At 57.0% G+C, this 24,810-nt stretch carries 21 protein-coding genes; 11 read left to right on the forward strand and 10 right to left on the reverse strand.

Annotated features, from left to right (window positions below; translation table 11 throughout):
• Nucleotides 1-223 precede the first annotated feature (223 nt).
• The gene (locus QZ534_RS06205; protein WP_296932737.1) at nucleotides 224-1,078 is read right to left on the reverse strand and encodes a DUF3037 domain-containing protein; all 855 of its coding nucleotides are present in this window, start codon (nucleotides 1,076-1,078) and stop codon (nucleotides 224-226) included.
• Nucleotides 1,079-1,259: 181 nt separating this feature from the next.
• On the opposite strand from QZ534_RS06205, the gene QZ534_RS06210 reads away from it, so the two are divergent.
• Nucleotides 1,260-1,817 (forward strand): hypothetical protein, encoded by a 558-nt coding sequence (locus QZ534_RS06210; RefSeq protein WP_296932741.1) that lies wholly within the window; start codon nucleotides 1,260-1,262, stop codon nucleotides 1,815-1,817.
• Here QZ534_RS06210 and QZ534_RS06215 read toward each other — a convergent pair.
• From QZ534_RS06215 to QZ534_RS06235, 5 genes are all read right to left on the reverse strand, one after another.
• Nucleotides 1,807-2,340: a DNA-binding protein gene (locus QZ534_RS06215; protein WP_296932742.1), complete on the reverse strand. Its 534-nt coding sequence runs from the start codon at nucleotides 2,338-2,340 to the stop codon at nucleotides 1,807-1,809. The genes QZ534_RS06210 and QZ534_RS06215 overlap by 11 nt on opposite strands.
• Nucleotides 2,341-2,491: 151 nt before the next feature.
• Complete coding sequence (locus QZ534_RS06220) at nucleotides 2,492-2,926, reverse strand: ABZJ_00895 family protein (RefSeq protein WP_296932745.1); 435 nt, start codon at nucleotides 2,924-2,926, stop codon at nucleotides 2,492-2,494.
• 170 nt (nucleotides 2,927-3,096) lie between these two features.
• Nucleotides 3,097-3,489, reverse strand: a complete 393-nt coding sequence (locus QZ534_RS06225; protein ID WP_296932747.1) for a hypothetical protein — start codon at nucleotides 3,487-3,489, stop codon at nucleotides 3,097-3,099.
• 86 nt (nucleotides 3,490-3,575) lie between these two features.
• Nucleotides 3,576-3,971 (reverse strand): hypothetical protein, encoded by a 396-nt coding sequence (locus QZ534_RS06230; RefSeq protein ID WP_296932749.1) that lies wholly within the window; start codon nucleotides 3,969-3,971, stop codon nucleotides 3,576-3,578.
• The gene (locus QZ534_RS06235) at nucleotides 3,964-5,457 is read right to left on the reverse strand and encodes a type VI secretion system PAAR protein (RefSeq protein ID WP_296932753.1); all 1,494 of its coding nucleotides are present in this window, start codon (nucleotides 5,455-5,457) and stop codon (nucleotides 3,964-3,966) included. The genes QZ534_RS06230 and QZ534_RS06235 overlap by 8 nt, the downstream gene beginning before the upstream one ends.
• Nucleotides 5,458-5,705: 248 nt before the next feature.
• On the opposite strand from QZ534_RS06235, the gene QZ534_RS06240 reads away from it, so the two are divergent.
• The 4 genes from QZ534_RS06240 to QZ534_RS06255 all read left to right on the forward strand — a co-directional run bounded on the left by QZ534_RS06240 (nucleotide 5,706) and on the right by QZ534_RS06255 (nucleotide 10,331).
• Nucleotides 5,706-7,058 (forward strand): adenosylmethionine--8-amino-7-oxononanoate transaminase, encoded by a 1,353-nt coding sequence (locus QZ534_RS06240; protein WP_296932755.1) that lies wholly within the window; start codon nucleotides 5,706-5,708, stop codon nucleotides 7,056-7,058.
• Between the two features lie 29 nt (nucleotides 7,059-7,087).
• Nucleotides 7,088-7,822: a 16S rRNA (uracil(1498)-N(3))-methyltransferase gene (locus QZ534_RS06245; protein WP_296932758.1), complete on the forward strand. Its 735-nt coding sequence runs from the start codon at nucleotides 7,088-7,090 to the stop codon at nucleotides 7,820-7,822.
• A gap of 119 nt (nucleotides 7,823-7,941) precedes the next feature.
• On the forward strand, nucleotides 7,942-9,171 hold the full coding sequence (locus QZ534_RS06250; RefSeq protein WP_296932763.1) for a hypothetical protein: 1,230 nt from the start codon (nucleotides 7,942-7,944) through the stop codon (nucleotides 9,169-9,171).
• Nucleotides 9,172-9,281: 110 nt separating this feature from the next.
• Nucleotides 9,282-10,331 (forward strand): HDOD domain-containing protein, encoded by a 1,050-nt coding sequence (locus QZ534_RS06255; RefSeq protein WP_296932765.1) that lies wholly within the window; start codon nucleotides 9,282-9,284, stop codon nucleotides 10,329-10,331.
• On the opposite strand, the gene QZ534_RS06260 is transcribed toward QZ534_RS06255, so the two are convergent.
• Together QZ534_RS06260 and malE are read right to left on the reverse strand one after the other, a co-directional pair.
• Nucleotides 10,314-11,675, reverse strand: coding sequence for a YihY/virulence factor BrkB family protein (locus QZ534_RS06260; protein ID WP_296932768.1), 1,362 nt, complete (start codon nucleotides 11,673-11,675; stop codon nucleotides 10,314-10,316). The genes QZ534_RS06255 and QZ534_RS06260 overlap by 18 nt on opposite strands.
• A gap of 182 nt (nucleotides 11,676-11,857) precedes the next feature.
• The gene (malE, locus tag QZ534_RS06265) at nucleotides 11,858-13,087 is read right to left on the reverse strand and encodes a maltose/maltodextrin ABC transporter substrate-binding protein MalE (protein ID WP_296932770.1); all 1,230 of its coding nucleotides are present in this window, start codon (nucleotides 13,085-13,087) and stop codon (nucleotides 11,858-11,860) included.
• 237 nt (nucleotides 13,088-13,324) lie between these two features.
• Between malE and QZ534_RS06270 the strand changes: the two genes are divergently transcribed.
• Nucleotides 13,325-14,578: an outer membrane protein transport protein gene (locus QZ534_RS06270; RefSeq protein WP_296932772.1), complete on the forward strand. Its 1,254-nt coding sequence runs from the start codon at nucleotides 13,325-13,327 to the stop codon at nucleotides 14,576-14,578.
• A 49-nt stretch (nucleotides 14,579-14,627) separates the two neighbouring features.
• Here the strand turns inward: QZ534_RS06270 and QZ534_RS06275 are convergent, their stop codons facing one another.
• A complete protein-coding gene (locus QZ534_RS06275; protein WP_296932774.1) occupies nucleotides 14,628-15,563 on the reverse strand; it encodes a D-2-hydroxyacid dehydrogenase in 936 nt (311 codons plus the stop codon).
• A 93-nt stretch (nucleotides 15,564-15,656) separates the two neighbouring features.
• Between QZ534_RS06275 and tmpT the strand changes: the two genes are divergently transcribed.
• The 5 genes from tmpT (at nucleotide 15,657) to QZ534_RS06300 (ending at nucleotide 23,451) form a co-directional block, all read left to right on the forward strand.
• Nucleotides 15,657-16,310, forward strand: a complete 654-nt coding sequence (gene tmpT / locus QZ534_RS06280; protein WP_296932778.1) for a thiopurine S-methyltransferase — start codon at nucleotides 15,657-15,659, stop codon at nucleotides 16,308-16,310.
• A 405-nt stretch (nucleotides 16,311-16,715) separates the two neighbouring features.
• Nucleotides 16,716-18,638 carry a PrkA family serine protein kinase gene (locus tag QZ534_RS06285; RefSeq protein ID WP_296932780.1) on the forward strand — a complete coding sequence of 641 codons (1,923 nt, stop codon included), beginning with the start codon at nucleotides 16,716-16,718 and terminating at the stop codon, nucleotides 18,636-18,638.
• 33 nt (nucleotides 18,639-18,671) lie between these two features.
• Nucleotides 18,672-19,967 (forward strand): YeaH/YhbH family protein, encoded by a 1,296-nt coding sequence (locus QZ534_RS06290; protein ID WP_296932783.1) that lies wholly within the window; start codon nucleotides 18,672-18,674, stop codon nucleotides 19,965-19,967.
• Nucleotides 19,964-21,523, forward strand: a complete 1,560-nt coding sequence (locus tag QZ534_RS06295; RefSeq protein ID WP_296932786.1) for a SpoVR family protein — start codon at nucleotides 19,964-19,966, stop codon at nucleotides 21,521-21,523. The genes QZ534_RS06290 and QZ534_RS06295 overlap by 4 nt, the downstream gene beginning before the upstream one ends.
• Complete coding sequence (locus tag QZ534_RS06300; protein WP_296932838.1) at nucleotides 21,520-23,451, forward strand: alkaline phosphatase D family protein; 1,932 nt, start codon at nucleotides 21,520-21,522, stop codon at nucleotides 23,449-23,451. Before QZ534_RS06295 ends, QZ534_RS06300 begins: the two co-directional genes overlap by 4 nt.
• On the opposite strand, the gene QZ534_RS06305 is transcribed toward QZ534_RS06300, so the two are convergent.
• On the reverse strand, nucleotides 23,452-24,810 hold the full coding sequence (locus tag QZ534_RS06305) for a TrpB-like pyridoxal phosphate-dependent enzyme (RefSeq protein WP_296932788.1): 1,359 nt from the start codon (nucleotides 24,808-24,810) through the stop codon (nucleotides 23,452-23,454). It abuts the gene before it with no gap.

The raw sequence follows: 24,810 nt of genomic DNA on the forward strand, positions 1-24,810 counted from the left end.
AGCCTCCGCTCGCGGAGGCTTTTTCCTGAATGCCCGCCGGCGAACTGCAAGTTCCGGAAGAGGGAGAGCAAGTGGAGGAAGTAACCTAGCCTGTCTGCATACTGATCGCCTGCAGTACCGATAATTGCAACCCGCTTGGGGTGCAACCTGTAAGGATTAATTTCAAGCTCCTCGGGAGGGCAATCGGCAGGCGCAATCATACCCGCCGACGAGCCCAAGATCGCTAATGGGCGTGCATTCCGGCAAACTCGAGAATCCTGTCTTTTTCAGTGTGAAGAGTTATCTCGATACCGTCGCCCGCCAGGTTGGCAAGGGTTTCCTCGAAAGCCTCTACACGAAGGTCATTAACCTGTCCAGGCTCCGGGCCTTTAACCGGAAATAACACGGGGCCTTTCAGCAGATGCCGCTTGCGGAGCTGATCCACTTTCAGCTTCCACTTGCCACCATGTTCGATAATGGCCGTGGAATCGGTCTGCCCCAGGAACAGGGGCTTGATTACCCGAATGGCCTCGTTGTCCTTTTGCTCAACGAAGGGGAAGGTGACTCCGTATAGCTGATCTTCGATCCGACGCTTGGTAAAACGCTTTGCCAGATCCCGCTGTTCCAGGAGTTGCTTGATGCCCTTCTCGAGAATGGTCTCCTGATATTCCCTAGTGACGAAGTTCCGGCCAACGTAATATTCGTAGAGCTCAGCCAGTGTTTGCTCTGGATTCTCCGCCAGCACTGCCCGCTGCTCGCTGAAACGCACGATGGTTTCACGAGGTCGGATCAGTTCCTGAAACAGACCTTTGTGAAATCCATAATGCCGGTCGTTGTCACCAAACTCGCCGACCTGGTCTTTGAGCATGCCCTGTACTCTGCGCAGCTCAGCATCCAGATTCGCCATGGTTTTGAGGTACAGTCCCCGGTCCAGCTCCTCAAAGAACTGGGTGATACGGGCATGCTTTTTCCGAAGCAGTTTAAAGCCCAAGTAGCGGGTTTTCGGTGCCCACAGCAAAATACCGACGTTGGCGAACTCGCCCGTCTCGATATAAGGCATAAACCGTACGATGGCGTATTGGCACGCTATTCTTTTCATCGGTAAGTCCGCTATTCTCGTTTTGAGGAAGCACGGATTAGATCCTTCCATTTTATTTCACTACTGATCCCCCGACCGTGTTCAGTAAGAGCTAACCCCATAAAACATAAACTCCGTCTTATTTCATCGCAAATCGAAGGAAGCAATAACAGGGCCTCAGAAAGGACACAGTAAGAAACCCATGATCCGCCTCCACTGCACCAAGAAACTGCTGGCAAAACTGCCGCTGGATTCGTCCGCTCGTCTCAAACGCCAACTGCCGATCCCACATGCCGCTAATGACGAGCCTGAGAGCCCGCTTAGCGGCTGGCACGCCAACCTGCTTACAATCCAGCGCCGCAACTGCGTGTTTTTTGTTCACGACCGCACCCGCTTTCCGTTGCTGGCAACCTGCCTGACAAAACCGGACTTCGCGGAGCTGGACTGGTGGTTTCAGGATGCATTGATGAACACGCTGCTCAAGTCCGGCGCGAATCAGGCACAGATGGACGCTGCCGAAAGCGCCCTCGCAGAACTGGTTTGCGACTTGGAGTGCGACCGTTCCGTGCAGGCGACCATGAACCGGATGGGGCAGGATCTTGAGCATCAGATCTGGTATGACCGGCTGTCAATCAGCGATCTTGCACCCTACAGAACCGGCGCGTGGCTGGCGGAAAGGCCCTGCACGGTTAAGGGAGTCAAAGGCGCGATCTGGCCGCAGCGGGAGATGTTGGCGTTGTTGGATACCATTAATCGATAGCGCTTTGTTGTCTTAACTGCGCCTGCAATCGATGATCGATCCGCCCTGCTTCGCGCACCATATTCACGCCCATGCTTACTCGGGCCACGTCCATTAGATCAGCCGGAATCGCTCGCTTCTGTGTTTCGGAGAACCAGGCAAGGACATCACACAGATGCCAGATTGCTGACGCGCCCTCATGGACCGGCATTGGAAAACTGGCCAGATGGGTTTGAATGAGCTTTCGCATGTTCTGGCGGGAAAACATCAGCAGGCTCGCCATGTCGGAAATACCCACAAAATCCGGCCCGGCCTCCACCAAGCGGGCCTCAGGAACCGCCCGTTGCACATCCTGCAGCGCGCTCAGCATGGCTTGTTCTGCTGACTCGGCCTCGCGTGTAAAATTCAGAGCGAGCCGGCCTTTTTGGCCGAGGCCGATGATCGCGTCGTCGCATCCCGCTTGAAACAATGAGCTCTCTAGCTGGTCCTGTGCAAAGTCTGGTGGAACTGAAAATTTAAGCGTGAAGTCGTATTCACGGTTCATGATCTTCAACTCCGTTAGCCATTCAATTCCGCGTAGACTTGCGCCGCTTCAATATCTTTGTTCGCATGTCTCGTGCGGGGCATTCTTGCCATCCCTTGGACAAACAATACACAACAAGGTTGTCATTCGACAACCTTGTTGTGTCGGAAAGTTAGGCCGGATTCAACTTCATGTGATACCGCCGCGCCAACTTGCCAAAGATCAGCAAACACACGAAGGTCTGCAAGAGAGCGGCAATGACAAAGCCGATCATCAGAATGCCCAGCGAAAGCTCTGAGATAACCAGCATGACATCACCAATCGCCGGGGCGTCGGTTGAAACGAATAGCAGGGCGATTAGGGAAATGAACGAGACAATCAGCGCACTGATGTTCGCAGAGACAGACATTATCCAGTTCTCCCGGAACGTGGGCGCACGGCCGAACGCCGAAACCGAAGCGACCATGGCGCCATAGGAGGCGCCAATCATAGCACTGATCTGCACGCCGGCATTCATCTCGATGTTGAATACCTCACCGATGGTAATAATGCAGAGCTGGAAGGCTGCGTAGAGGCCGGTGAAGTTGAGGATTGTTTTGATAATCATGTTTGAGCTTCCTTGCTTTTTCGTTTTTGAATTTGCTGACACGTTCTGAAGAACTTCGAAATCTTGGACACTCGCGCACGCTGCGAAGATTCGCCATTCCTCACTCACGGTTGCGCGCCTCTTAGCTCAGCTCTGTAACAGAAAATGGGTTGTTTACAGCAGGCGACTCTTCACTCAGCAATAACCAAAAAAATGGCCGACATTGTAAATATCATTGCGCATGCAAAAGTAAAGGTGACCGGAATAAGCGCCCACAGCTTTAAATGCCTGGGCGTCGCCCCATCCTCTTTACCCATTCGCGACGCAACTTTGCTACCGATCACCGGGAGATTCCTGTAGAAGAAAAAGGCCCAGACGTTCATCGCACGAACCCACCTTCCCCAGGGACCATCGCCCCACAGAGTTTTTGTCATATCCAGGTAGGCGCCGGGCGCGGCAATCTTGGCCTCTGCCAGGCGTATCCTCGAAAACGCTACTGTCACTGTAAACAGAATTCCCAGTAAGCCGCCTATCATGGAGGCAATCCCCAAGAACGCTGAAATAACTGTGAGCTTCTCAATCAACAACAATTACCTCACGAATCTTGGCGCCCATAATGGCTCCACCCTTGCTGTCGAGATTCCTCTGACGAATTGCCCCACCCGGTGCCTCATTTCATAGATTGAATCACCAAATTGGTGACCAAGGTGGTAATGACGGCCAGATACATGAGAAGCATTGGCGTTATAACCCAGGCTTGCCAACTTCGCGGCAAGGGCACAGCCGGATCGCCTAGTAAAGATGCGCGTTGCTGGAAAAACGGAGAGGGAATCGCTCGGAAGATCAGATAAGCAAATACATTACTGCTTCTCATCAGTCGCCCAATGATCTTTCCTTGCCAAATGTACCTAGCTGCTGAAATACCCCCTCTTTCAGTCGCCACACGATCTTCGATTAAAGATACATAACGGAACCCAACGGTAATGATGACAAACAACGGTAAAAGACCAACAAATAGACTCAAATACCCTATGTGCGCGAGTACGTAGATAAGTTGGTTACTCATCGCTCCGAACCTCGTAAACCAATTGGCCTGCACCGGCCCCTGCATCACCCATGACTTTTCCGCCTGCCGCACCACCGATGCCGGCAGCGATGATTCCGCAGGCCACGCCGCCTATCCCGCCCGTGCCAATGCCAACGACTGTACACAATACCGGCGCTATTGAAGCTCCCATAGCACCACCGATGGCGGAACCCGCAAATCGTCCAGACTCGACGTACGCCACTTGCTCACATTCATCCCCTCGCCCAGTCGAACACGCCTCGTAAATCTTGTACCCTGCAAGCCCGGCATCCAGCGCCACAACCAATCGCCCGCCATGCTCCACAAACCGTGCAGCGCCTGCAGTCCTTGAATAGTGGGTTCCATAGCCCGGAATCGGTCCGACACCCGCCTCTTTCCAATGGTGAACCGTGCTTTTGGTTGAAAGCCCAAGGGCCTTCTTCAACTTGGAGTTGTCATCGAGCGAAAGGCCTTTTCGCGCCATCTTTCCCAAGGCGAAATCCAGTTTGGTGAATAGGGCCCGGCGTTGCTCATAAAACTCAGGCACATTCAGCCTGCCATGTTTTCTGAAGGCATTCTGATACAGCGCCTCAATTTCCTTCAGTGTCGCGTTAATGCTTTTGATCTGTTGGCCAATCATCGCCGCGCCGGCACCCATGCCAGTCGCCGCATTCGCCGTCATCAGTTCCAGAAGGTCATAATGATCAACGATGAACTGAGCCTCCTGCTCACTCAGTTGTCGCACCTCCTGATTTATCTGCGCAGCCACTGCCATCAGATCGTTTTCTTTGACCGTACATTCCAGACTTTCAGGGTCTGCAATAACGATCATTTCGCCGGGTAAAACTCGGTTGCCCAGCCCAGGATTCAGACGCTCAAAATTGTCAGGTTTCGCAGACGCATCACCATAAAGCTGAGACAACAGTTCGTTGCGGCTCATTGGTTCGCGAACGACATGGAATCCGGGCTCACTCAGATCCCGATTGTCGTGGGCGTCAGGATGAGTTGAATTTACTGTGCTGATCGTACTGGGCTTAGTCACGGATGGTGAGTTGGCCGGAGAATTAGGAGGTTCAGCCCGACCTGTGGAGCTAGCCCTCTCTGGCGTTGCCTGCACAGACTTCGCGGCTGTTGTTAAAGTTACTGCTGCTCTTGGCGTGACGGGGGATACGCCCGAAAATGGCGCAGGCGTGTGAATATCACCAATCACCACACTGCCAGAACCAATCGTCACACCTCCACATGAAATCGCACCGCCTGTCACCGCTGCCGGTTTGCCATTGATCAGGACTGTCGACGAACCCGCAGTAATGGTCCGCGGATGGGGTGGATGCTTGGGTTTGGAATGAGGTGCCAGCGGGTCGCCTACCCGGGCAACGGGCTTGCCATCAATCATTACATCGGGGGAACCGGCAATCACCGGGGTGGGAGGGAAACCTTCGTGATCGGAGCCAAGGTCTCCGAGTAGAACTATCGCTTTACTCATGTCGCGTCCTTTGCGTTTTTCCGGGCCATCCTGGCCCTTTGGCTGTAAACCGGCAGTTTATACTGAAGCACCCTTCCCGCCAAATCGTTCGGCCCCAGGTTGTGATGTGAGCAAGCCGTTGGAAAACGTCAGGCAATAGAGGGCCAGCTCGACGCGAAATCTGGGTGGCCGATATCCGCTGTTAACTGTAATATCCGCACAGGTTAACAGCGACAACCCAGAATCCGACCGTCTGACGGAGAATTACCATGCGCAATGCTGACCTCGTCACCCGTGGCCTCAAGTCCGTGTGGCACCCCTGCACCCAGATGAAAGACCACGAAGGCGCCGTGCCCCTGGTGCCCATCAAGCGGGGCGAGGGTGTCTGGCTGGAGGACTTCGAAGGCAATCGCTTTATCGATGCCGTCAGTTCCTGGTGGGTCAATCTGTTCGGCCACGCCAATCCGAGAATCAACGCCGCCATTCAGAAGCAAATTGGCGAGCTGGAACACGTTATCCTCGCCGGTTTTACCCACGAGCCGGTGGTCAATCTGTCCGAGCGCCTCATCGAGGTGACTCCGCCCGGCCTGAACAAGGTCTTCTACGCCGACAACGGCTCCTCGGCCATCGAAGCCGCCCTGAAAATGAGCTTCCACTATTGGAAGAACCACGGCAAACCGGGCAAGAAAAACTTCGTGAACCTGAGCAACAGCTACCATGGTGAAACTCTGGGCGCTCTGGCCCTCGGCGATGTATCGCTGTACAAGGACACCTATCAGCCATTGCTGATGGAAGTGCTGACGGCCCCTTCACCTGACGCCTTCAACAAGGAGCCAGGTGAGACCGACGAGGCCTATGCATTGCGCCAGTTTGAGGCCATGGACAAGCTCCTGGCAGAAAAGCACGACGAAATCTGCGCCGTGGTGGTGGAGCCGCTGATCCAGTGCGCCGGCGGGATGCGGATGCACCATCCCATCTACCACACCAAGCTGCGGGAAGCCTGCGACCGCTACGGAGTGCACCTGATTGCCGACGAGATTGCCGTTGGTTTTGGCCGCACCGGTACCCTGTTTGCCTGCGAACAGTCGGGCATCACTCCGGATTTCATGTGCCTGTCCAAGGGACTTACCGCCGGCTACCTGCCACTGTCCGTGGTGCTGACCACGGATGATGTCTACAACGCTTTTTACGACGACTACGAAACCCTCAAGGCGTTTCTGCACAGCCACAGCTATACCGGCAACCCCATTGGCTGCGCCGTGGCACTGGCGACCCTGGATATCTTCCGGGATGACAATGTTATCGAGAGCAACCGTGGGCTCTCCACCTGCATGGCCGAATCCGTTGCCCACCTTGCGGACCACCCCAATGTCGGAGACATCCGCCAGCACGGTATGACCCTGGCCGTGGAAATGGTAAAAGATAAAGCGTCGAAAACGCCCTTCCCCTGGCAGGAACGCCGCGGCATTCGCGTTTACCAGCATGCATTAACCCGCCAGGCCTTGCTTCGCCCCCTGGGTAATGTGGTTTACTTCATGCCGCCTTACGTGATCACCGAGGAGCAGATCCGCCACCTGGCCCAGGTTGCAACGGAAGGCATAGAGATTGCGGTTCGCGACTGAACCCCGCCAGGAACCTGAGAGACCAGCCCATGCGCATACCCCGCATCTACACCGATTCTGCCCTCAGGGAGGGCGGCACTGCCGAACTTGATGACAACGCCGCGCAACATGTCGGCCGGGTATTGCGCATGCAGCCGGGACAGGAGCTGCTGCTCTTCAACGGCGATGGCAACGACTACCCCGCTACCATCACCAGCGCCAGCAAGAAAAACGTGGAAGTCCAGGTGGGCGCGCCGCAGGCCAATGCCACCGAATCGCCTCTGGAAATTGTCCTCGGCCAGACCCTCTCCAAGGGTGACCGCATGGACTACGCGGTGCAGAAAGCGGTGGAAATGGGTGTTACCCGTATCGTGCCGCTAACCACCGAACGATGCGACGTAAAACTCAAGGGCGACCGGGAAGACAAGCGTCTGCGCCACTGGCAATCCGTTGCCATCAGCGCCGCCGAGCAGTGCGGGCGCGCCCGGGTACCGGAAATACTGCCGGTGATGACGGTTTCCGAGTGGCTGGAACACAGCCGCGATTGCGAAGTCCGCCTGGTTCTCCACCACCGCACCGAACACGCCCTGAAGTCCATTATTCCCCCCGAGCGAGTTGCCCTGATGATCGGCCCCGAGGGCGGGCTGTCTCCGGAGGAAATCACCCAGGCAGAGAAAGAAGGCTTTCTGCCGGTGGCCCTCGGCCCCCGGGTGCTGAGAACCGAAACCGCCCCGGTTGCGGCCATGGCGCTTTGCCAATGGCTTTGGGGTGACATCGGCAGCTGACCGATCCCGACCGTGCCGCCGTCTCATGTCGGCACCCAAGTCATTGACATGGAGGGGTGCCAACAACATTATCCCTGTCGACTCCGAAAGCAAAAAAACGATCACACGCGAGTAACGGGATGACAAGCCTGCTAAGCACTCAAGAATTCTGGCAATACCTCAGTATCCCGGTCATTGCCGCCCTGATTGGCTGGACCACCAACTGGCTTGCCATCAAGATGACCTTCTACCCCCTGGAATTCATTGGCAAACCACCGCTGCTTGGCTGGCAGGGCATTATTCCCTCGAAGGCCCGTAAAATGGCGGCCATCAGTGTCGATGCCACTATCTCCAAGATCGGTACCGTTCGGGAGATCTTCCAGCAGATTGACCCGAAGGTTCTGGCAACCCACATCGTCCACTCTGTCGAACCCCGCATCGAGGAATACGTGGACGAAATGATGCTCAAGGAATACCCCACTTTCTGGGAAAACCTGCCCGCCTCTGCCCGGAAGATGGTTTACGACCGCGTCCGCAAATCCACGCCTCAGCTGGTGGACAACCTGGTGGAAGATGTCTCCGATAACATCGAAGACCTGCTGGATATCAAAGGCATGGTCATTGACCGCCTGGCCAGCGACAAGGAATTGCTGAACCGGATCTTTATTGAATGCGGTGAGGTGGAATTCAGGTTCATCATCAACTCGGGTCTCTACTTCGGCTTCCTGTTCGGCCTGATCCAGATGGCGGTCTGGTATGTCTACCCGAGCTGGTGGGTGCTGCCGTTCTTCGGCCTGCTGGTGGGCTGGGCGACCAACTGGATTGCACTGAACGTTATTTTCCGGCCGCTGCACGCCAAAAAAGTCGGGCCATTCCGCATTCAGGGCCTGTTCCTGAAACGCCAGCCGGCCGTGGCGGAATCCTTCTGCCACATCGTTACCCACGAGATTCTCACCGTCGGCAACATCATTAACGCGATTCTCGATGGGCCAAAGGGTGATCGCGCCCGCAACATGGTCAAGAAGCACATCAAACCACTGGTGGATGAAACCGCCGGCATGGGCAAGGCGCTGACCCAGATGGCCTTCGGCCCCACCGGCTTTGCCACCCTCAAGAACAAGGTGGGCGAAAAAGCCATCGAGATATCCCAAACATCGTTCAACAACCCGGTGTTCGAGAAGGACCGGGCCCGGGCCGTGGAATCGATCATGGTTGAACGAATGATTGCCCTGTCTTCCGAAGAATTCCAGGACCTGCTCCGGCCATGTTTCCAAGAGGATGAGATCAAGCTGATTCTCGTCGGGGCCTTCCTCGGCTTTGGCGCCGGCATCTGCCAACTGGTGTTCGTGTTCGGGGAATCGTTCCTGTAAATTTCCGCTGCAATTCACCGGCTTAAAACCTGTGCAAGGATGCGTCGTGCATCTATACTCTCCGGAACGGAGGTTCATTACTTCGAACAGGTTCGACCCGGAGGCAACGGATGCCAGGTTTTCTCTCCTGGATTACAGGATTATTCGCAACCAAGCAGTCTGCACCACCCGCCCCGGAAGCGCGGCTTTTCAATCCATCTCCGGAAATACCGCCCAACGGCACTCCGGACACAAGCCCGGAAATGGCTCAACAACTGGAAGAACACCTGTTCTGCTGGCTGCTGGACGCAGAGCCCGCAACTCTGCGGTCCGACCTTTCCACCTTTGAACAGGTTCTGCAGGAGCTGCATCAACGCCTGTCCAACAACAGTATGGAAGAACTTCCACGGCAACCCATGAGCCTGCCCATGCTCATGAGAGCACTGTCCGACGAGTCCACTGATCGCCAGCGGCTGACCGAGATCATTCTTGGTGATCCGTCGTTGACCGATCAATTGCTCCAGATTGCCAATAGCCCCTACTTCCGAACCAGCGACCATGCCATTGAATCGGTAGACCAGGCGGTATTCGTGCTCGGAGTGGATGGCATCCGGAACGTCATTTCTGCGGCGGTAATGCGTCCCATGATGGCCGCAAGGAACAGCCGGGAAGCACTTTTCGGGCAGCGCGCCTGGCGCTGGGGCCTGACCTGCGCGCGCTCCGCGGAATTGATTGCAAAAGCTCAGGGCGAGGACACCAGCGCCCACTTCATGGTGGGCCTGCTACCTTCACTTGCCTACATCACCATCCGCCGGGAACTGCAACGCATCTGCCGCTCACATTCCACAAACGGGGAACCGGAGCCTGCGCTTATCCGCCACGCTCTGGCCAGGTACCAATGGGCTACCTGCCAGTTACTGGCAAACGAATGGAATCTGCCGCCCCAGTATCATGCCTACCTTTTGGCCGCCGAGCGGCCGGCACCGAGGCAGAAGCATACGCCCCTGACCGATGGCATGGTCATCGGCACCCGGGAAGTGCTCCGGCACGCCCACCAGCGGAATCTTGCCGAAGAAGAGCTGCCGAAACTGGTACGTTTGACCCCGGAGCAAATCAGCACCGTGCGCAGCGCGGTCCAGAAAATGCTCCGGGAGGGTGGCCGCTCAACTGTCCGGAGCTGACTCTGTCTCAGGGTTGGCAAAGGATCTGATCTTTCCCTGCTCATCATCAGCCCGCAACAACTCGGCGAATGTTCGCGTCTCCTCCACCTTGCGCGAGCCGACCAAATCAGCAGGGATAACCTTCGGCAGCCGGTCAACGATTCGGTCCTCGTCGTAGCGAACCGCCTTCAGCACCTCGCCCACGGTAATCAGATCCAGAGCCCGACCGGGCACAAGTCTATCGCCCTGGCTTCCGGCCAGGCTAAGCAACCCCGCCCGGATCAACTTGTCGCTGAGCGCACGGGTTACCTCACCAGGTACTCGCAGCTCATGCTCCAACACTTCCTGCTGAGGCGCCGGCTTACCCTCACTGAACGGTTTGGCCACCAGCCACATGGTCGCAAGCGCCACGTTTTCCTGGAGTTCCGGTGCCAATTGGACCTGGCGCCGCTTGGCCACTGATCCGGGATTCTGCAGATAAAACCCCAGGCTGGCGCCCAGCAGCAGGATCATCCAGTTCAGGTAGATCCAGATCAGCAGGATGATGCCGATGGCGAAACTGGAATAGATTGCCGCGTACTTGGCGGAACCGGCCACAAAGGAGGCAAACAGCATTCCGCCAGCCTGCCACGACACCCCGGCTACGAGACCGCCGATGGCGGCATAACGCAGCTTGACCCGGGTATTGGGCATGAACACATAAACAAAGGTGAATGCGCCAACCACGAGGAAAAACGGGGTGAACCGGCTGGCCACAAGAATCACCGAGCCGAACGGTTCGATTTCGATGAGTTTCTGGACAATGGTTGAGGAAAAAATAGTGGCGCTGACGCCAATGGCGGAAACCATCAGCAACGGCCCCACCATGATCACACTCAGGTAGTTGCTGAAGCGCTGCGCCATGGAACGCATGTCTGGTACACGCCAGATCATGTTGAAGGAGCGCTCGATTTTCTGCAGCAGGGACACCACCGTGTAGACCAGCAACGCCAGGCCGACAGAACCAAGCACCCCAACCTTCATGTTATCCACGAACCCGAGGATCTGCTCGGCGAGCTGTATCCCCTGGGGCCCCAGCGGCTCAAAGAACTGGAACAGGAATGGCTCCATCCTCTGATGCACACCTAGCGCCTTAAGCACCGAGAAGCTCAAAGCAAGAAGCGGCACGATACTCAACAGCGTAGTGTAGACCAGGCTCATGGCATGGAGAGTAAGCTGCCCGCTGAGTACATCCCGGGCCATCGCATACGCCGTACGCCCGACCTTGTAGAGCCAGGTCCAGGGCCAGCTCTGGGGCGGGTTCGGGTTGGACAGAATCCAGCTTTCAGCAGCCTGGAGTCTTTCTCTCATTTGAATGGAAGCCACGCAACGTCCTGCATGCAAGTGTTTTCCTAAGCTTATCAGGCAACTGCCAGTAGACAACCCGGCTGACGCTTAATTGCGCATTTCAGTACCGGAACTGACGAATGTTTCTGGTCAGGATCTCACTCAGGGAGGCCACACGCTCAGTCATGGATTCGGCATTTCGGACGTTGATCAATCACTACTTAATTGGAGGCATCGGTGGTAACAAAATGGCGGCGGGTCCAGCCGCGCATTTCGTCCAGGCGTTGCAACCGGGTTGAGGCCTCGGTCAGGGTGGCGCGAATCGGGGCCTCACCTTCCAGCATACTGGCGAACCGAATTGTCATCAGGTCCCAGAAGCGTTTCATCTCCGGAATGTTGGGCATGATCTCGCCCCGACTGGCGGACCGGAAGGTATGGTCAATGAACGGGTCTTCTCGGAGTGTGTTTACGACATCCAGATGGGCGACGGCACCGAGCGGTTTGTCATCATTGACGGCATGAAGTCCCCGCTCGGTAAGCAGATAGTCCTCGAGGAATTCCCGGGCTATCTCCTGATTGGTGGACACCGCACTGATGCCGGCAGCCAGAACCCCCACGAAGGGTCGTCCCGGATTCCCGGTAGTTGTCGGCACATCGGCGATGCCGACATCAATTCCGGCTTCGCGCAGCTCGCTCCAGGCCCAGGGCCCGTTGATGATCATGGCCACTTCTCCGGCCTTGAAGCCTTCCATCATGGAACCGGAGTCGGCATCGGCGGCCAGCACACCCTGCTTGAGCAGGTTTCTGATACCGGTCACCGCGTTAACGGCTCCATTGGTGGCAACGCCTACGTCGGAAAGGTCGTAAACAAAACCCTCGGCTCCGAAACTGTATCCGCCGGAACCGGCAAAGATCGGCCAGGAAAAGTACACGTTGCGGTAGTCCCAGGACATTGCGTTGACACCTTTACGGGCCAGCTTCCGATCGAGTTCGGCTACCTGATCCAGGGTCCGTGGCGGTTTCTCTACCAGCTCTTTGTTGTAGAGAAGGCTCACAACCTCCATGGCGATGGGATAGCCATAGACGCGATCGCCCACCGACACGGCCTGCCAGGCGAAGGGTGCGATGGATTCACGGAAGGTGTCTGAAGGTTGGATTGGTGTCAGGTGGCCTTCGTTGATCCAGCTGCCGAAGCGGTCGTGGGGCCAGATCACGATGTCCGGGGCCTTGGCAGTATAGCCGTAGTGGTCGTACTGGGAGGTCAGGTCGTCCGGAGTTTCAACCGTGACGGGAATGCCCGTCTCCTGCTCGAAGCGCCTGCCGACCTCGGCCAGGCCGTTGAAGCCTTTGTCAGAATTAATCCAGACAAGCAGCTCGCCCCGCTCGAAGGCCAGTGCCGTCTGGGAACAAAGTAGAGCACAGCAAAGTGCTGCCAGTGTTTTTCTGATCATGATGTGTCGCCCTTTTGTTTTTGTTTGAGCGTGAGCAGTTTAGGCAGGAAGCGACAACAACCACGTCATACAGCCGTCATCTTTTCGGGGATGAAGCGGGGGGCGTACGGATACCCGGAGCACGAACTCAGATCACGATATAACCATATCAATATTTTTTTTCTTTCTCTTATAACGAAAAGCATGTAAAAAGACGGCTATTCATGATATGTCGTTTACCTGAACGGATGTTTTCTCATGCGAATCAAGCTTGCTCTGGGAGTTGCCGCACTCACGGCACTCTCTCCGCTCACTGCACAGGCAACCAACGGCTACTTCAGCCATGGTTATGGCACCATCAGCAAAGGCATGGCCGGTGCTGGCACTGCTCTGTCCCAGGACAGCATTGCAGCGGCGACCAACCCGGCGGGCATGGCGTTCGTTGGCAATCGTATTGATGGCGGTATCGAAGTGTTTTCGCCACGGCGGGAGTACACAGTGAACGGCAACCCCGGTATGGGCGACATGTTCCCCTTGGCACCAGGCACCTATAAAAGCAGCCGGAACGGCTTCGTTATCCCTCACCTGGGCTTTAACCGGGAACTGTCAGATACCACAAGCTTTGGCGTGTCGGTGTTTGCCAACGGCGGCATGAACACCGACTACTCCGGTGAAAGCGGTGGTCCGTTTTACGCGGGCCGAACCGGTGTAAATCTTGAACAGCTATTTATTGCACCCACCTGGTCCTGGGAATTCTCGGAAAACCAGGCCATAGGCATTTCACCGGTTATTGCCTATCAGCGTTTTGAGGCCGAGGGCCTGCAAAATTTCGAGCCATTTTCCTCGGACGCAAATGCGCTTTCCAACAACGGCACCGACGATGCCTGGGGCTACGGTTACCAGATCGGATGGCAGGGTGAAATCACCGACACTCTCCGTGGCGGAGTGAGCTGGCGCAACATCCTGAAGATGAATGAATTCGACAAGTATCGCGGCCTGTTTGCCGAGCAAGGCGACTTCGACATCCCGCAGATGTTCAATGCGGGTATCGCCTGGTCCGGGCTCGAAGACCACTGGTTCCTGCTGGATATCCAGCACATTCGTTACAGCGAGATCAACAGCGTGGGCAACCCGCTCCTGCCCAATCTGCAGACGGCACAGCTTGGCGATGATGACGGCGCGGGCTTTGGCTGGGACGACATGACCATCGTCAAGCTGGGTTGGCAGTGGCAGCAAACACCGGCGCATGCCTGGCGGGCCGGTGTCAGCTATGGAGAAAATCCCATTTCCGACGAAGATGTGCTGTTCAACATCCTGGCGCCGGGCGTTCAGGAGTGGCACTTCACTGGAGGATTCACCCACAGCTTCAGCGAAAACCTCGATGTGTCTGGCATGGCCTTTTATTCCCCGGCCAAGACAGTCACCGGTCCCAACCCGCTGGCACCGAACCAGACCATTGATCTGGAAATGTACCAGTTGGGCGCCTCGGTCAGCGTCGGCTGGAAGTACTGAGCCAGCCCTGACCAGCCCCTGAAGCCCCGGTTCACCCGGGGCTTTTCGTTCAGAGCACCGATGTCAGATTGGCGGCAGTAATCCCAACAATCCGCTGCCTCGCCTCCCGGCTGGCCCACGCAGAGTGTGGGGTAATGATCAGATTGGGAATATCGTCCGCCAGCAGGGGGTTGCCGTTGCGGGGCGGCTCTTCGGTCAGTACATCGAAACCGGCACCACCAATCTCGCCAGCGCGCAGCGCATCCGCCAGCGCCTGCTCGTTCACCAGGCCGCCGCGGCTGGTATTGATGAGCAACGAATCCGGCTTCATCATTTTCAGTTCCCGGGCGCCGATCAGATCCCGGGTTTCGTCAGTGAGCAGGCAGTGCAGCGAGAGCACGTCCGCCTGAGGCAGCAGTTCATCCAGGGGAATTCGGGAATAGCCGTCCACCTCTCCGGCTTCCTGACCGGGGCGGGCCCCGAGCAGAACCCGCATACCAAAGGCCGCAGCCCGCTCCGCCACGCCCTGCCCCAGATCACCATAACCGACAATACCGAGTGTTCGCCCCTCCAGCTCCATGATCGGGTGGTCCATCAGGCAGAACATGTCGCTCTTGCCCCAACGCCCTGCCTGGACATCGCGGGTGTAATCCAGCAGCCGAGTAGCCAGCGCCAACATCAGCGCCATGGTGTGCTGCGCCACCGTTGAGCGACCGTAGTTGGTCACGTTCATCACCTTGATGCCATGATCCTTCGCCGCCGCCTGATCGATGTTGTTCAGGCCCGTAGCCACCACAGCGATGGTTTTAAGCTCCGGACAGGCCTCGAAATGTTCGCGGGTGAGCACAACCTTATTGACCAGAACGGTATCAAACCCCCGAATCCGCTCCAGCACCTCATCCGGCGCCGTCTTCTCGTACTTTTCCAGCCCGCCCGTCACAGACTCGATGGGCGAAAGATCCACGTCATCACCAAGGGTTTTGGCATCAAGAAACACCGCTTTCATACTTTTCTCCTGAATCCAGATGGCCACAGATTAGGGTAGACTGAGATAAACGTCCAAAACTCAAGATGTCCAAGTAAGAACAGGGTGTGAACCATGGAACATGAATTCTGGCACGAACGCTGGGCTAAAAAGGAAATCGGCTTCCACGAAGGCACCGTCAACCAGTATCTACACGACCACTGGCCGGAACTGGCCGGCAAAGGCACCGACGCCGTCTTCGTGCCCCTGTGCGGCAAGGCCCACGACATGTGGTGGCTCCACGACCGCGGCCACCCCATCATCGGCGTGGAACTTAGCGAACTGGCCTGCAAGGACTTTTTCGAAGAAGCCGGCGAGAAAGCCAAGGTCCACCCCGGCGAGCCCTTCATCACCTTCAAACACGACAACCTGCAGCTCTGGTGCGGCGACTTCTTCCAACTGGTGCCTGACGACCTCAAGCACGTACGACTGGTCTACGACCGGGCCGCCCTGATTGCGCTGCCGCCACACATGCGCAAAGACTACGTGATTCACCTGACAGCCATCATCCCGGACGGCACGAAAATTCTGCTGATCACCCTGGACTACGACACCGAAATCAAAGGCCCGCCATTCAACGTCAGCGACGAAGAAGTGCGGGAGCTCTACCAGGATGACTACAAGATCGAACACATCCTGACCAACACCCTGGCCAGGGATCATCCGTTTACAAAGAGAAAAGGCCTGGAAAACGCCTCGGAAAGCGTGTTCCGTCTAACCAAACTCTAGCCTGCCCTCAGGCGGCCGCCTCCGTGGCCTGATCGGAGTGTATCGGGTGGCTTTCTGACAACGAATTTGATGTCTGAGCGAAGCGAGTTGCCAATTCGTTGTCAGAAAGCCACCCGGTGCACTCCAGCCCCCTCACACTGTCCCCAAAGAAACCCGGCAAGCTACAAAACCAACACACCCGCCTAACATAATTTAATGAACCTTAACCACTCACACACTGTCCAACTCCCCAACCGTGAACTAAGCTCAAAGTAAGCAAGCCGACCTCGACCAGATCGTGCACAGGCTTGTAAGTATCCATTCCTTCCACCCATAACTAAACAAACCGCCCGGATGGGCGGAGCTGACTGCAACGGGGAAATTGCGTGAATTGAAAGCTGAAGATACAGCGAGCGAGGGCAATCTATGAGCATACTGCAGCACTTCAAAGACCGGTATGAGAGTACTCAGGAAGAAGAATACAGCCTGGAGGAATACCTGGAGATCTGCAAAAAGGACCCAACGGCCTACGCCACGGCCGCTGAGAGAATGTTAATTGCCATCGGCGAACCAGAGTTCGTCGACACCTCGAAAGATCCGAGGCTTTCAAGGATATTTTCCAACAAGGTCATCAAGCGGTACCCCGAGTTTTCCGAGTTCTATGGCATGGAAGACGCGGTAGAAAACATCGTCTCCTTCTTCCGCCATGCCGCCCAGGGCCTGGAAGAAAAGAAACAGATTCTTTACCTGCTTGGCCCCGTGGGCGGTGGTAAATCCTCCCTGGCCGAGAAGCTCAAATCCCTGATGCAAAAGGTGCCCTTTTACGCCATCAAGGGCTCGCCAGTGAACGAATCGCCGCTGGGGCTGTTCGACCCGGCCGAAGACGCCCAGATCCTCGAAGAGGAATACGGCATCCCTGCCCGCTACCTGAAAAACATCATGTCACCCTGGGCCGTCAAACGCCTGCATGAGTACGGCGGCGACATCAGTCAGTTCCGGGTTGTAAAAATGTACCCCTCGGTACTCGACCAGGTGGCTGTTTCCAAGACCGAGCCCGGTGACGACAATAACCAGGACATTTCCGCCCTCGTGGGCAAGGTCAACATCCGCATGCTGGAGGATTTCTCCCAGGATGATCCGGATGCCTACAGCTTCAGCGGCGGCCTGTGCAAGGCCAACCAGGGCCTGATGGAATTCGTGGAAATGTTCAAAGCGCCGATCAAGGTGCTGCATCCGTTGCTGACAGCCACACAGGAAGGTAACTACAACACCACCGAAGGCATGGGCTCTGTCCCGTTCGACGGTGTGATCCTGGCCCACTCCAACGAATCCGAATGGCAGACTTTCCGCAACAATAAGCACAACGAGGCGTTCCTTGACCGGGTCTATATCGTCAAGGTGCCCTACTGTGTGCGGGTGACGGAAGAAATCGAGATCTACAAGAAACTGCTCAGCAACAGCTCCCTGGAAGGCGCTCCCTGTGCGCCAGACACCCTGGACATGCTGGCCCAGTTCTCGGTGCTCTCTCGCATCAAGGAGCCGGAAAACTCCAGCATCTTCTCCAAGATGCGGGTTTATGACGGCCAGAACATCAAGGATACCGACCCGAAAGCCAAGTCCATTCAGGAGTACCGTGACGCCGCCGGCGTGATGGAAGGCATGGACGGTCTGTCCACACGATTTGCCTTCAAAATCTTGTCCAAGGTCTTCAACTTCGACACTACCGAAGTGGCCGCCAACCCGGTGCACCTGCTCTACGTTCTGGAAAAACAGATCGAGCAGGAACAGTTCCCGCCGGAAACCCATGAGAAGTACCTCAGGTTCATCAAGGAATTCCTGGCACCGCACTATGTGCAGTTCATCGGCAAGGAAATCCAGACCGCGTATCTGGAGAGCTACAGCGAATACGGCCAGAACCTGTTCGACCGGTATGTCACTTATGCCGATTTCTGGATTCAGGATCAGGAATACCGGGATCCCGACACTGGCGAAATTCTCGACCGCTCCTCCATCAACGAAGAGCTGGAGAAGATCGAGAAACCGGCCGGAATCAGCAACCCGAAGGATTTCCGCAACGAGGTGGTCAACTTCGTACTGCGGGCCCGGGCCAACAACGGTGGCAAGAACCCGTCCTGGCTCAGCTACGAGAAACTGCGCAGCGTGATCGAGAAGAAGATGTTCTCGAACACCGAGGATCTGCTGCCGGTAATTTCGTTCAACCCGAAAGCGAGTCAGGAAGATCAGAACAAGCACAAGCAGTTCGTCGAGCGTATGGTCGATCGAGGCTACACGGAGAAGCAGGTTCGGCTGTTGGCCGAGTGGTATCTGCGGGTTCGCAAGTCTCACTAAGTCAGTGACCATTCACTGAGCTGGAGTAACGCCATGGGAATGACCCACATAGTCGACCGGCGACTGAACGGTAAAAACAAGAGCGCGGTGAACCGGGAACGGTTCCTGCGCCGCTACCGCCACCACATAAAGCGTGCGGTGTCGGATGCGGTTCAGAAGCGCTCGATCACCGATATAGAACGGGGCGAGAAGGTCAGTATTCCGTCCCGAGATATTGAAGAACCCATCTTCCACCACGGCCAGGGAGGCAAACGGGAGGTGGTGCACCCCGGCAACCAGGAGTTTGTGGCCGGCGACACCATCCCCAAGCCCGAGGGTGGCGGGGGCCAGGGCTCCGGGCAGGGGCAGGCCAGCCCGGACGGCGAGGGCATGGATGAATTCGCCTTCCAGATCACCCAGGAAGAATTCCTGGATTTTCTGTTCGACGATCTCGAACTGCCCAATCTGGCCCGCAAGAAGCTCAAGGACACCGAGGCCTTCAAATATATCCGCTCCGGTTTCAGCACCGAGGGGGTCCCTGCCAAGCTGGATGTCGTGCGCTCGCTGCGCGGTGCCCACGCCCGACGCCTTGGCCTGGGCGGCGCACGCAAGAAGAAGATCCGGGATCTGGAAAAGCAACTGGAAGCGCTGAAAACTGCGCCGGAAGACCTGGATCCTGCGTTCAGCCACGAAGACCAGATCCAGGTTCTGGAGGAGGAGATTGCGCGACTGAAAGCGAATGTTCGCCGCATTCCCTTCATTGATGAGATCGACCTGCGCTACCGCCAGCACGTGAAAAAGCCGCAGCCGGCCACCAGTGCCGTGATGTTCTGCCTGATGGACGTTTCCGGGTCCATGACCCAGATGCACAAGGACATTGCCAAGCGCTTCTTCATCCTGCTGTACCTGTTCCTGAAGAAGAACTACAAGAAGATTGAAGTGGTCTTCATCCGGCATCACACCAGCGCCAAGGAAGTGGACGAGGAAGAGTTCTTCTATTCCCGGGAAACCGGCGGCACCATCGTCTCCAGCGCCCTGAAGCTGATGCACAAGATTATCGAATCCCGATACTCCCCGGCCGAGTGGAACATTTACGCCGCTCAGGCATCAGACGGTGATAACTGGAACGATGACTCACCGGTGTGCGGGAAGATCCTCGCCGACAATATCCTGCCTCTGGTGCAGTATTTTGCCTATGTGGAGATCACACCGCAGGACCACCAGATGCTCTGGTACGAATACGAGAAGATCCAGGAGCAATTCCCCCAGAGCTTTGCCTTGCAGCAGATAGCCGACCCCGGCGAAATTTACCCGGTGTTCCGCCAGTTGTTCGAGAGGAAAGCCGCATGACTAACCTCATGGACCGTCCCAATTCGCCCGAAAGCGATCAGCCCAGAGCCCGGGAGCCGATCTCGACCGGGTCTGAATGGACTTTCGAGCTGATCCAGAAATACGACGACGAAATTGCCAAGTGCGCCGCCGAGTTCGGCCTGGACACCTACCCCAACCAGATCGAGGTGATCAGCGCCGAACAGATGATGGACGCCTACAGCTCCGTGGGCATGCCGGTTGGCTACCATCACTGGTCCTTCGGCAAGCAGTTTCTCAGTACCTCCAAGGGCTATCAGCGTGGCCAGATGGGGTTGGCCTACGAAATCGTGATCAACTCCAACCCCTGCATTGCCTATCTCATGGAGGAAAACACCCTGCCGATGCAGGCGCTGGTCATTGCCCACGCCTCCTACGGCCACAACTCGTTCTTCAAGGGTAACTACCTGTTCCGCACCTGGACCGACGCCAGCGCAATCATCGATTACCTGGTGTTTGCCCGCCATTATGTGGCGGAGTGTGAGGAGCGCTATGGAGTCGACGCCGTAGAGGAAATCCTGGATTCCTGCCACGCTCTGATGAACTACGGGGTGGATCGGTACAAGCGGCCTGCCCCGATATCGGCGTCGGAAGAAATGCGACGCCAGAAAGAACGAGAAGAATACCAGCAGAGGCGAATCAATGATCTCTGGCGGACAATACCCAAGCTTGACGAGGACGATGACCCCGTAAGGCGTCGCAAGCGCTATCCGGAAGAGCCACAGGAGAACATTCTCTATTTCATCGAGAAAAACGCGCCCCTGCTGGAAACCTGGCAACGGGAAATCATCCGTATCGTGCGGAAGCTGGGCCAGTACTTCTACCCCCAGCGCCAGACTCAGGTAATGAACGAAGGCTGGGCCACCTTCTGGCACTATACCCTGCTGCACAGAATGTATGACAAAGGCCTGGTAACCGACGGCTTCATGCTGGAGTTTCTCCAGAGCCACTCGGCGGTGGTGTACCAGCCGCCATTTAACAGCCCATGGTATTCGGGCATTAACCCATACACCCTGGGATTCTCGATCTTTACCGATCTGCGCAGGATCTGCGAAAACCCGACAGACGAAGACCGGGAATGGTTCCCGGACATCGCAGGCAGCGACTGGCTGGAAACCCTGCATTTTGCGATGAAGAACTTCAAGGACGAAAGCTTTATCCAGCAATTCCTGTCGCCCAAGGTAATGCGGGATCTGAAACTCTTCGCGATCCAGAACGACGACCAGGAAGACGTCTACCGGGTAACCGCCATACACGATGATCCCGGCTACCGGGACCTGCGCGAGAAACTGGCGCGCCAGTACAACCTGAGTTATCGGGAGCCCAACATCCAGGTATGGAATGTGGATGTCCGCGGCGACCGCTCCCTGACACTGCGCCATATTCCCGTGGACCGCGTCCCCCTGGGCAAGGAAACCGACGAAGTCCTGCGGCACGTGCATCGGCTATGGGGCTTTGATGTGCACCTTGAGAGCGTAAATGATGGCACCGTCGTGGAAGACCATCACTGCCCGCCAAGGGAAATTGAGGAGGACTGAATCTGGAGCCTGGTGACAAATTCGGGCCGGTACTGGCCGGCCCGGTTCTACGCCATGCCGCGCCTGACTCGGTCGTTTTATGGCTGGTAACACAGGAGCCAGTCGTACTCGCTGTACGGATTTTTAACGGCGAGCATCCTCTACTGGACCGTCCGGTGGCCGATTCCGAGGTTGTACAGCTAAGGATTGGCACCCGCGCCTGGCTCAACCTGCTTAACATCACTCCGGACGTGGCCCTGCCCCGGGACGCCCGACTGGAATACGATCTGGGCCTTACCGGCGACGGATTCGACGCCCCCCGGTGGATCCGGGAATGGGCCCCTCACCTGTGCCCCGAAGGCCGGGAGCGCCCGGGCTTTACCCTGAAATCGAATCTGGATCGCATACTCCACGGCTCCTGCCGAAGACCCCATCATCCTTCGCGAGACGGGTTGGTTCGGGTGGACGAGGAACTGCAGAAAGCAGAACAACTTGAGGATGTTCCCTCCCTGCTACTGATGACCGGCGACCAGGTCTATGCCGATGATGTGGCCGGCCCGATGTTGCATGCCATCCAGTGCGTGATTCACCAGCTGGGACTTTATCAGGAAGCGCTGGAAGGAGCCTCGCTCAACCACAGCCGAGAACTGACCTCGGTGGCGAATGCCTATTACCATCGGGATGAACTTCTGCCCGAATCCGAATTCAATGAAGACCTGACCGAGCGCTTCTTCGGCGGTGTGCGCAAACCCGTATTCACCACCGCCAACGCCGGCAATCACCTGATTTCCTTCGCCGAGGTAATGGCCATGTACCTGCTGGTTTGGTCGCCGGAGCCCTGGCACCTTGTAACCAGTGCGGAGCCGGTTGATGATCCGGACGAGCTGGCGCGCTACCGCAAAGAGCAGGCCGCCATAGACGAGTTCCGCCGGACCCTTCCGCAGGCAGCGCGGGCCATGGCCAACGTGCCTGTTTACATGATCTTTGATGATCATGACGTTACCGACGACTGGAACCTCTCGGCCCTCTGGGAAACCACCGCTTATGAACACCCCTTTTCCCGACGCATCATCGGTAATGCCCTGCTGGGGTATCTGCTGTGTCAGGGCTGGGGCAACCAGCCTGGCAATTTCGGGGAGCTGATCAAGCATTGTCAGAAGCTGTTCGAGTCCAGCAACGGGCAGCACGAACTGGACAAGGCTATTCAGGATGACCTGATCGACCAGCTGTTCCACTTTCAACACTGGCATTACAGCCTGCCAACATCACCCCGACTTGTGGTACTGGATACACGCACCCATCGCTGGCGCAGTGAAATCCGGCGCAGCCACCCGTCCGGACTAATGGACTGGGAATCACTGACCGACTTCCAGCACGAAATCATGGGCGAGGACGCTGTGGTGGTGGTCTCGCCGGCGCCCATGTTCGGGGTAAAGCTCATCGAGATGATCCAGCGGGTGTTTACCTTCTTCGGGAAACCGCTGCTGGTGGATGCCGAAAACTGGATGGCCCACCGGGGCGCCGCCAGTGTACTGCTCAATATTTTTGGCCACCCCCGAACCCCCAGACACTTCGTGATTCTGTCCGGGGATGTCCATTATTCGTTTGCCTACGATGTGCGGCTGCGCCATAAACAGAACGGCCCCCGTGTCTGGCAGATTACCAGCAGCGGCATCAAGAACGAATTTCCCAACGCCCTGCTGGAATGGCTGGACCGATTGAATCGCTGGCTGTTCGCGCCCTGGTCGCCCCTGAACTGGTTCACCAAAAGGCGGCGCATGTGGATTGCCCCCAGGCTCCCTGAGGGCCGGGAGGCCGGTGAGCGGTTGTGGAACGGGGCTGGTATTGGAGACGTGCGGCTGGATGACGAAGGCGCGCCCACCGCCATCCGGCAACTGGATGCCGGCGGCGGGGGTACGATTTTTCAGCGGCGGGCTAAAGACGACTGATCAGGCGTTGACCGAAGGCAGCCCGGAAAGTGCCATGGCCAGTTCCTGTTCGTCGTACTCGTGGTCACTCAGTTCACCCGCGAAGTAGGAGGTGTAGGCGGCCATATCAAAATGGCCGTGACCGCAGAGGTTGAACAGGATCACCTCGTCCTTGCCTTCCCGCTTGCAGCGCAGGGCTTCATCAATGGCGCACTTGACCGCGTGGTTGGCCTCCGGGGCCGGCACGATGCCCTCGTTACGGGCGAACAGGACACCGGCTTCGAAGCACTCCCTCTGAGTGTAGGACACCGCATCAAACAGTCCCAGTTCCTTGGCGTGTGACACCAGCGGCGCCATACCATGGTAGCGCAGCCCGCCCGCGTGGAAACCGGGGGGTGTAAACCCGGAACCGAGGGTGTGCATCTTGGTGAGCGGCGTCATGTGAGCGGTATCGCCGTAATCATAGGCGTACTTGCCCCGGGTCAGGGTCGGGCACGCAGAGGGCTCAACCGCAACGATCCGTGACTTCTCACCGCCGCGCAGGGCATGGCCCATAAACGGGAAAGCGATGCCGGCGAAGTTGGAGCCGCCGCCGGTACACCCAACGATCACATCCGGCCAGCAATCCGCCATTTCCATCTGCTGCATGGCTTCCAGCCCAATCACACTCTGGTGTAGCAGCACGTGGTTGAGCACAGAGCCCAGGGCATACTTGGTGTTCGGGTCCTGGACCGCCAGTTCCACGGCCTCGGAAATGGCGATACCGAGACTACCCGTGTGGTCTGGATTCTCAGCCAGTACTTTGCGGCCGAACTCGGTCAGCTCAGAGGGTGAGGCGACACACTTGGCACCGTAGGTTTCCATGACGGCCCGGCGATAGGGCTTCTGGTTGTAGGAAACCCGCACCTGAAAAACGGTCACGTCAATATCGAACAGGGAGCCTGCGAAGGACAGCGATGTGCCCCACTGCCCCGCACCAGTCTCGGTAGTCAAGGTGCGAATACCTGCTTCCCGGTTGTAGAAGGCTTGCGGAATCGCGGTGTTCGGCTTGTGGCTGCCCGCCGGGCTGACACCTTCGTACTTGTAGAAGATTTTAGCGGGGGTCCCGAGGGCCTTCTCAAGGCGATGCGCGCGATACAGGGGCGCAGGCCGCCAGAGGTTGTAGACATCACGCACGGGTTCCGGAATCTCGACTTCCCGCTCGGTGGTTACCTCCTGTTCGATCAGCGCCATTGGAAAAAGCGGTTCCAGATCCGACGGGCCCACCGGCTGCTGGGTGCCCGGGTGCAGTACTGCGGGCAAAGGCTCAGGCAGATCTGCCTGCAGGTTGTACCAGTATTTCGGCATCTGGCTTTCTTCGAGAAGGAACTTGGTTTGCAT

The organism is uncultured Marinobacter sp. (assembly GCF_913055835.1).
In the GTDB taxonomy this organism is placed as follows: Bacteria; Pseudomonadota; Gammaproteobacteria; order Pseudomonadales; family Oleiphilaceae; genus Marinobacter.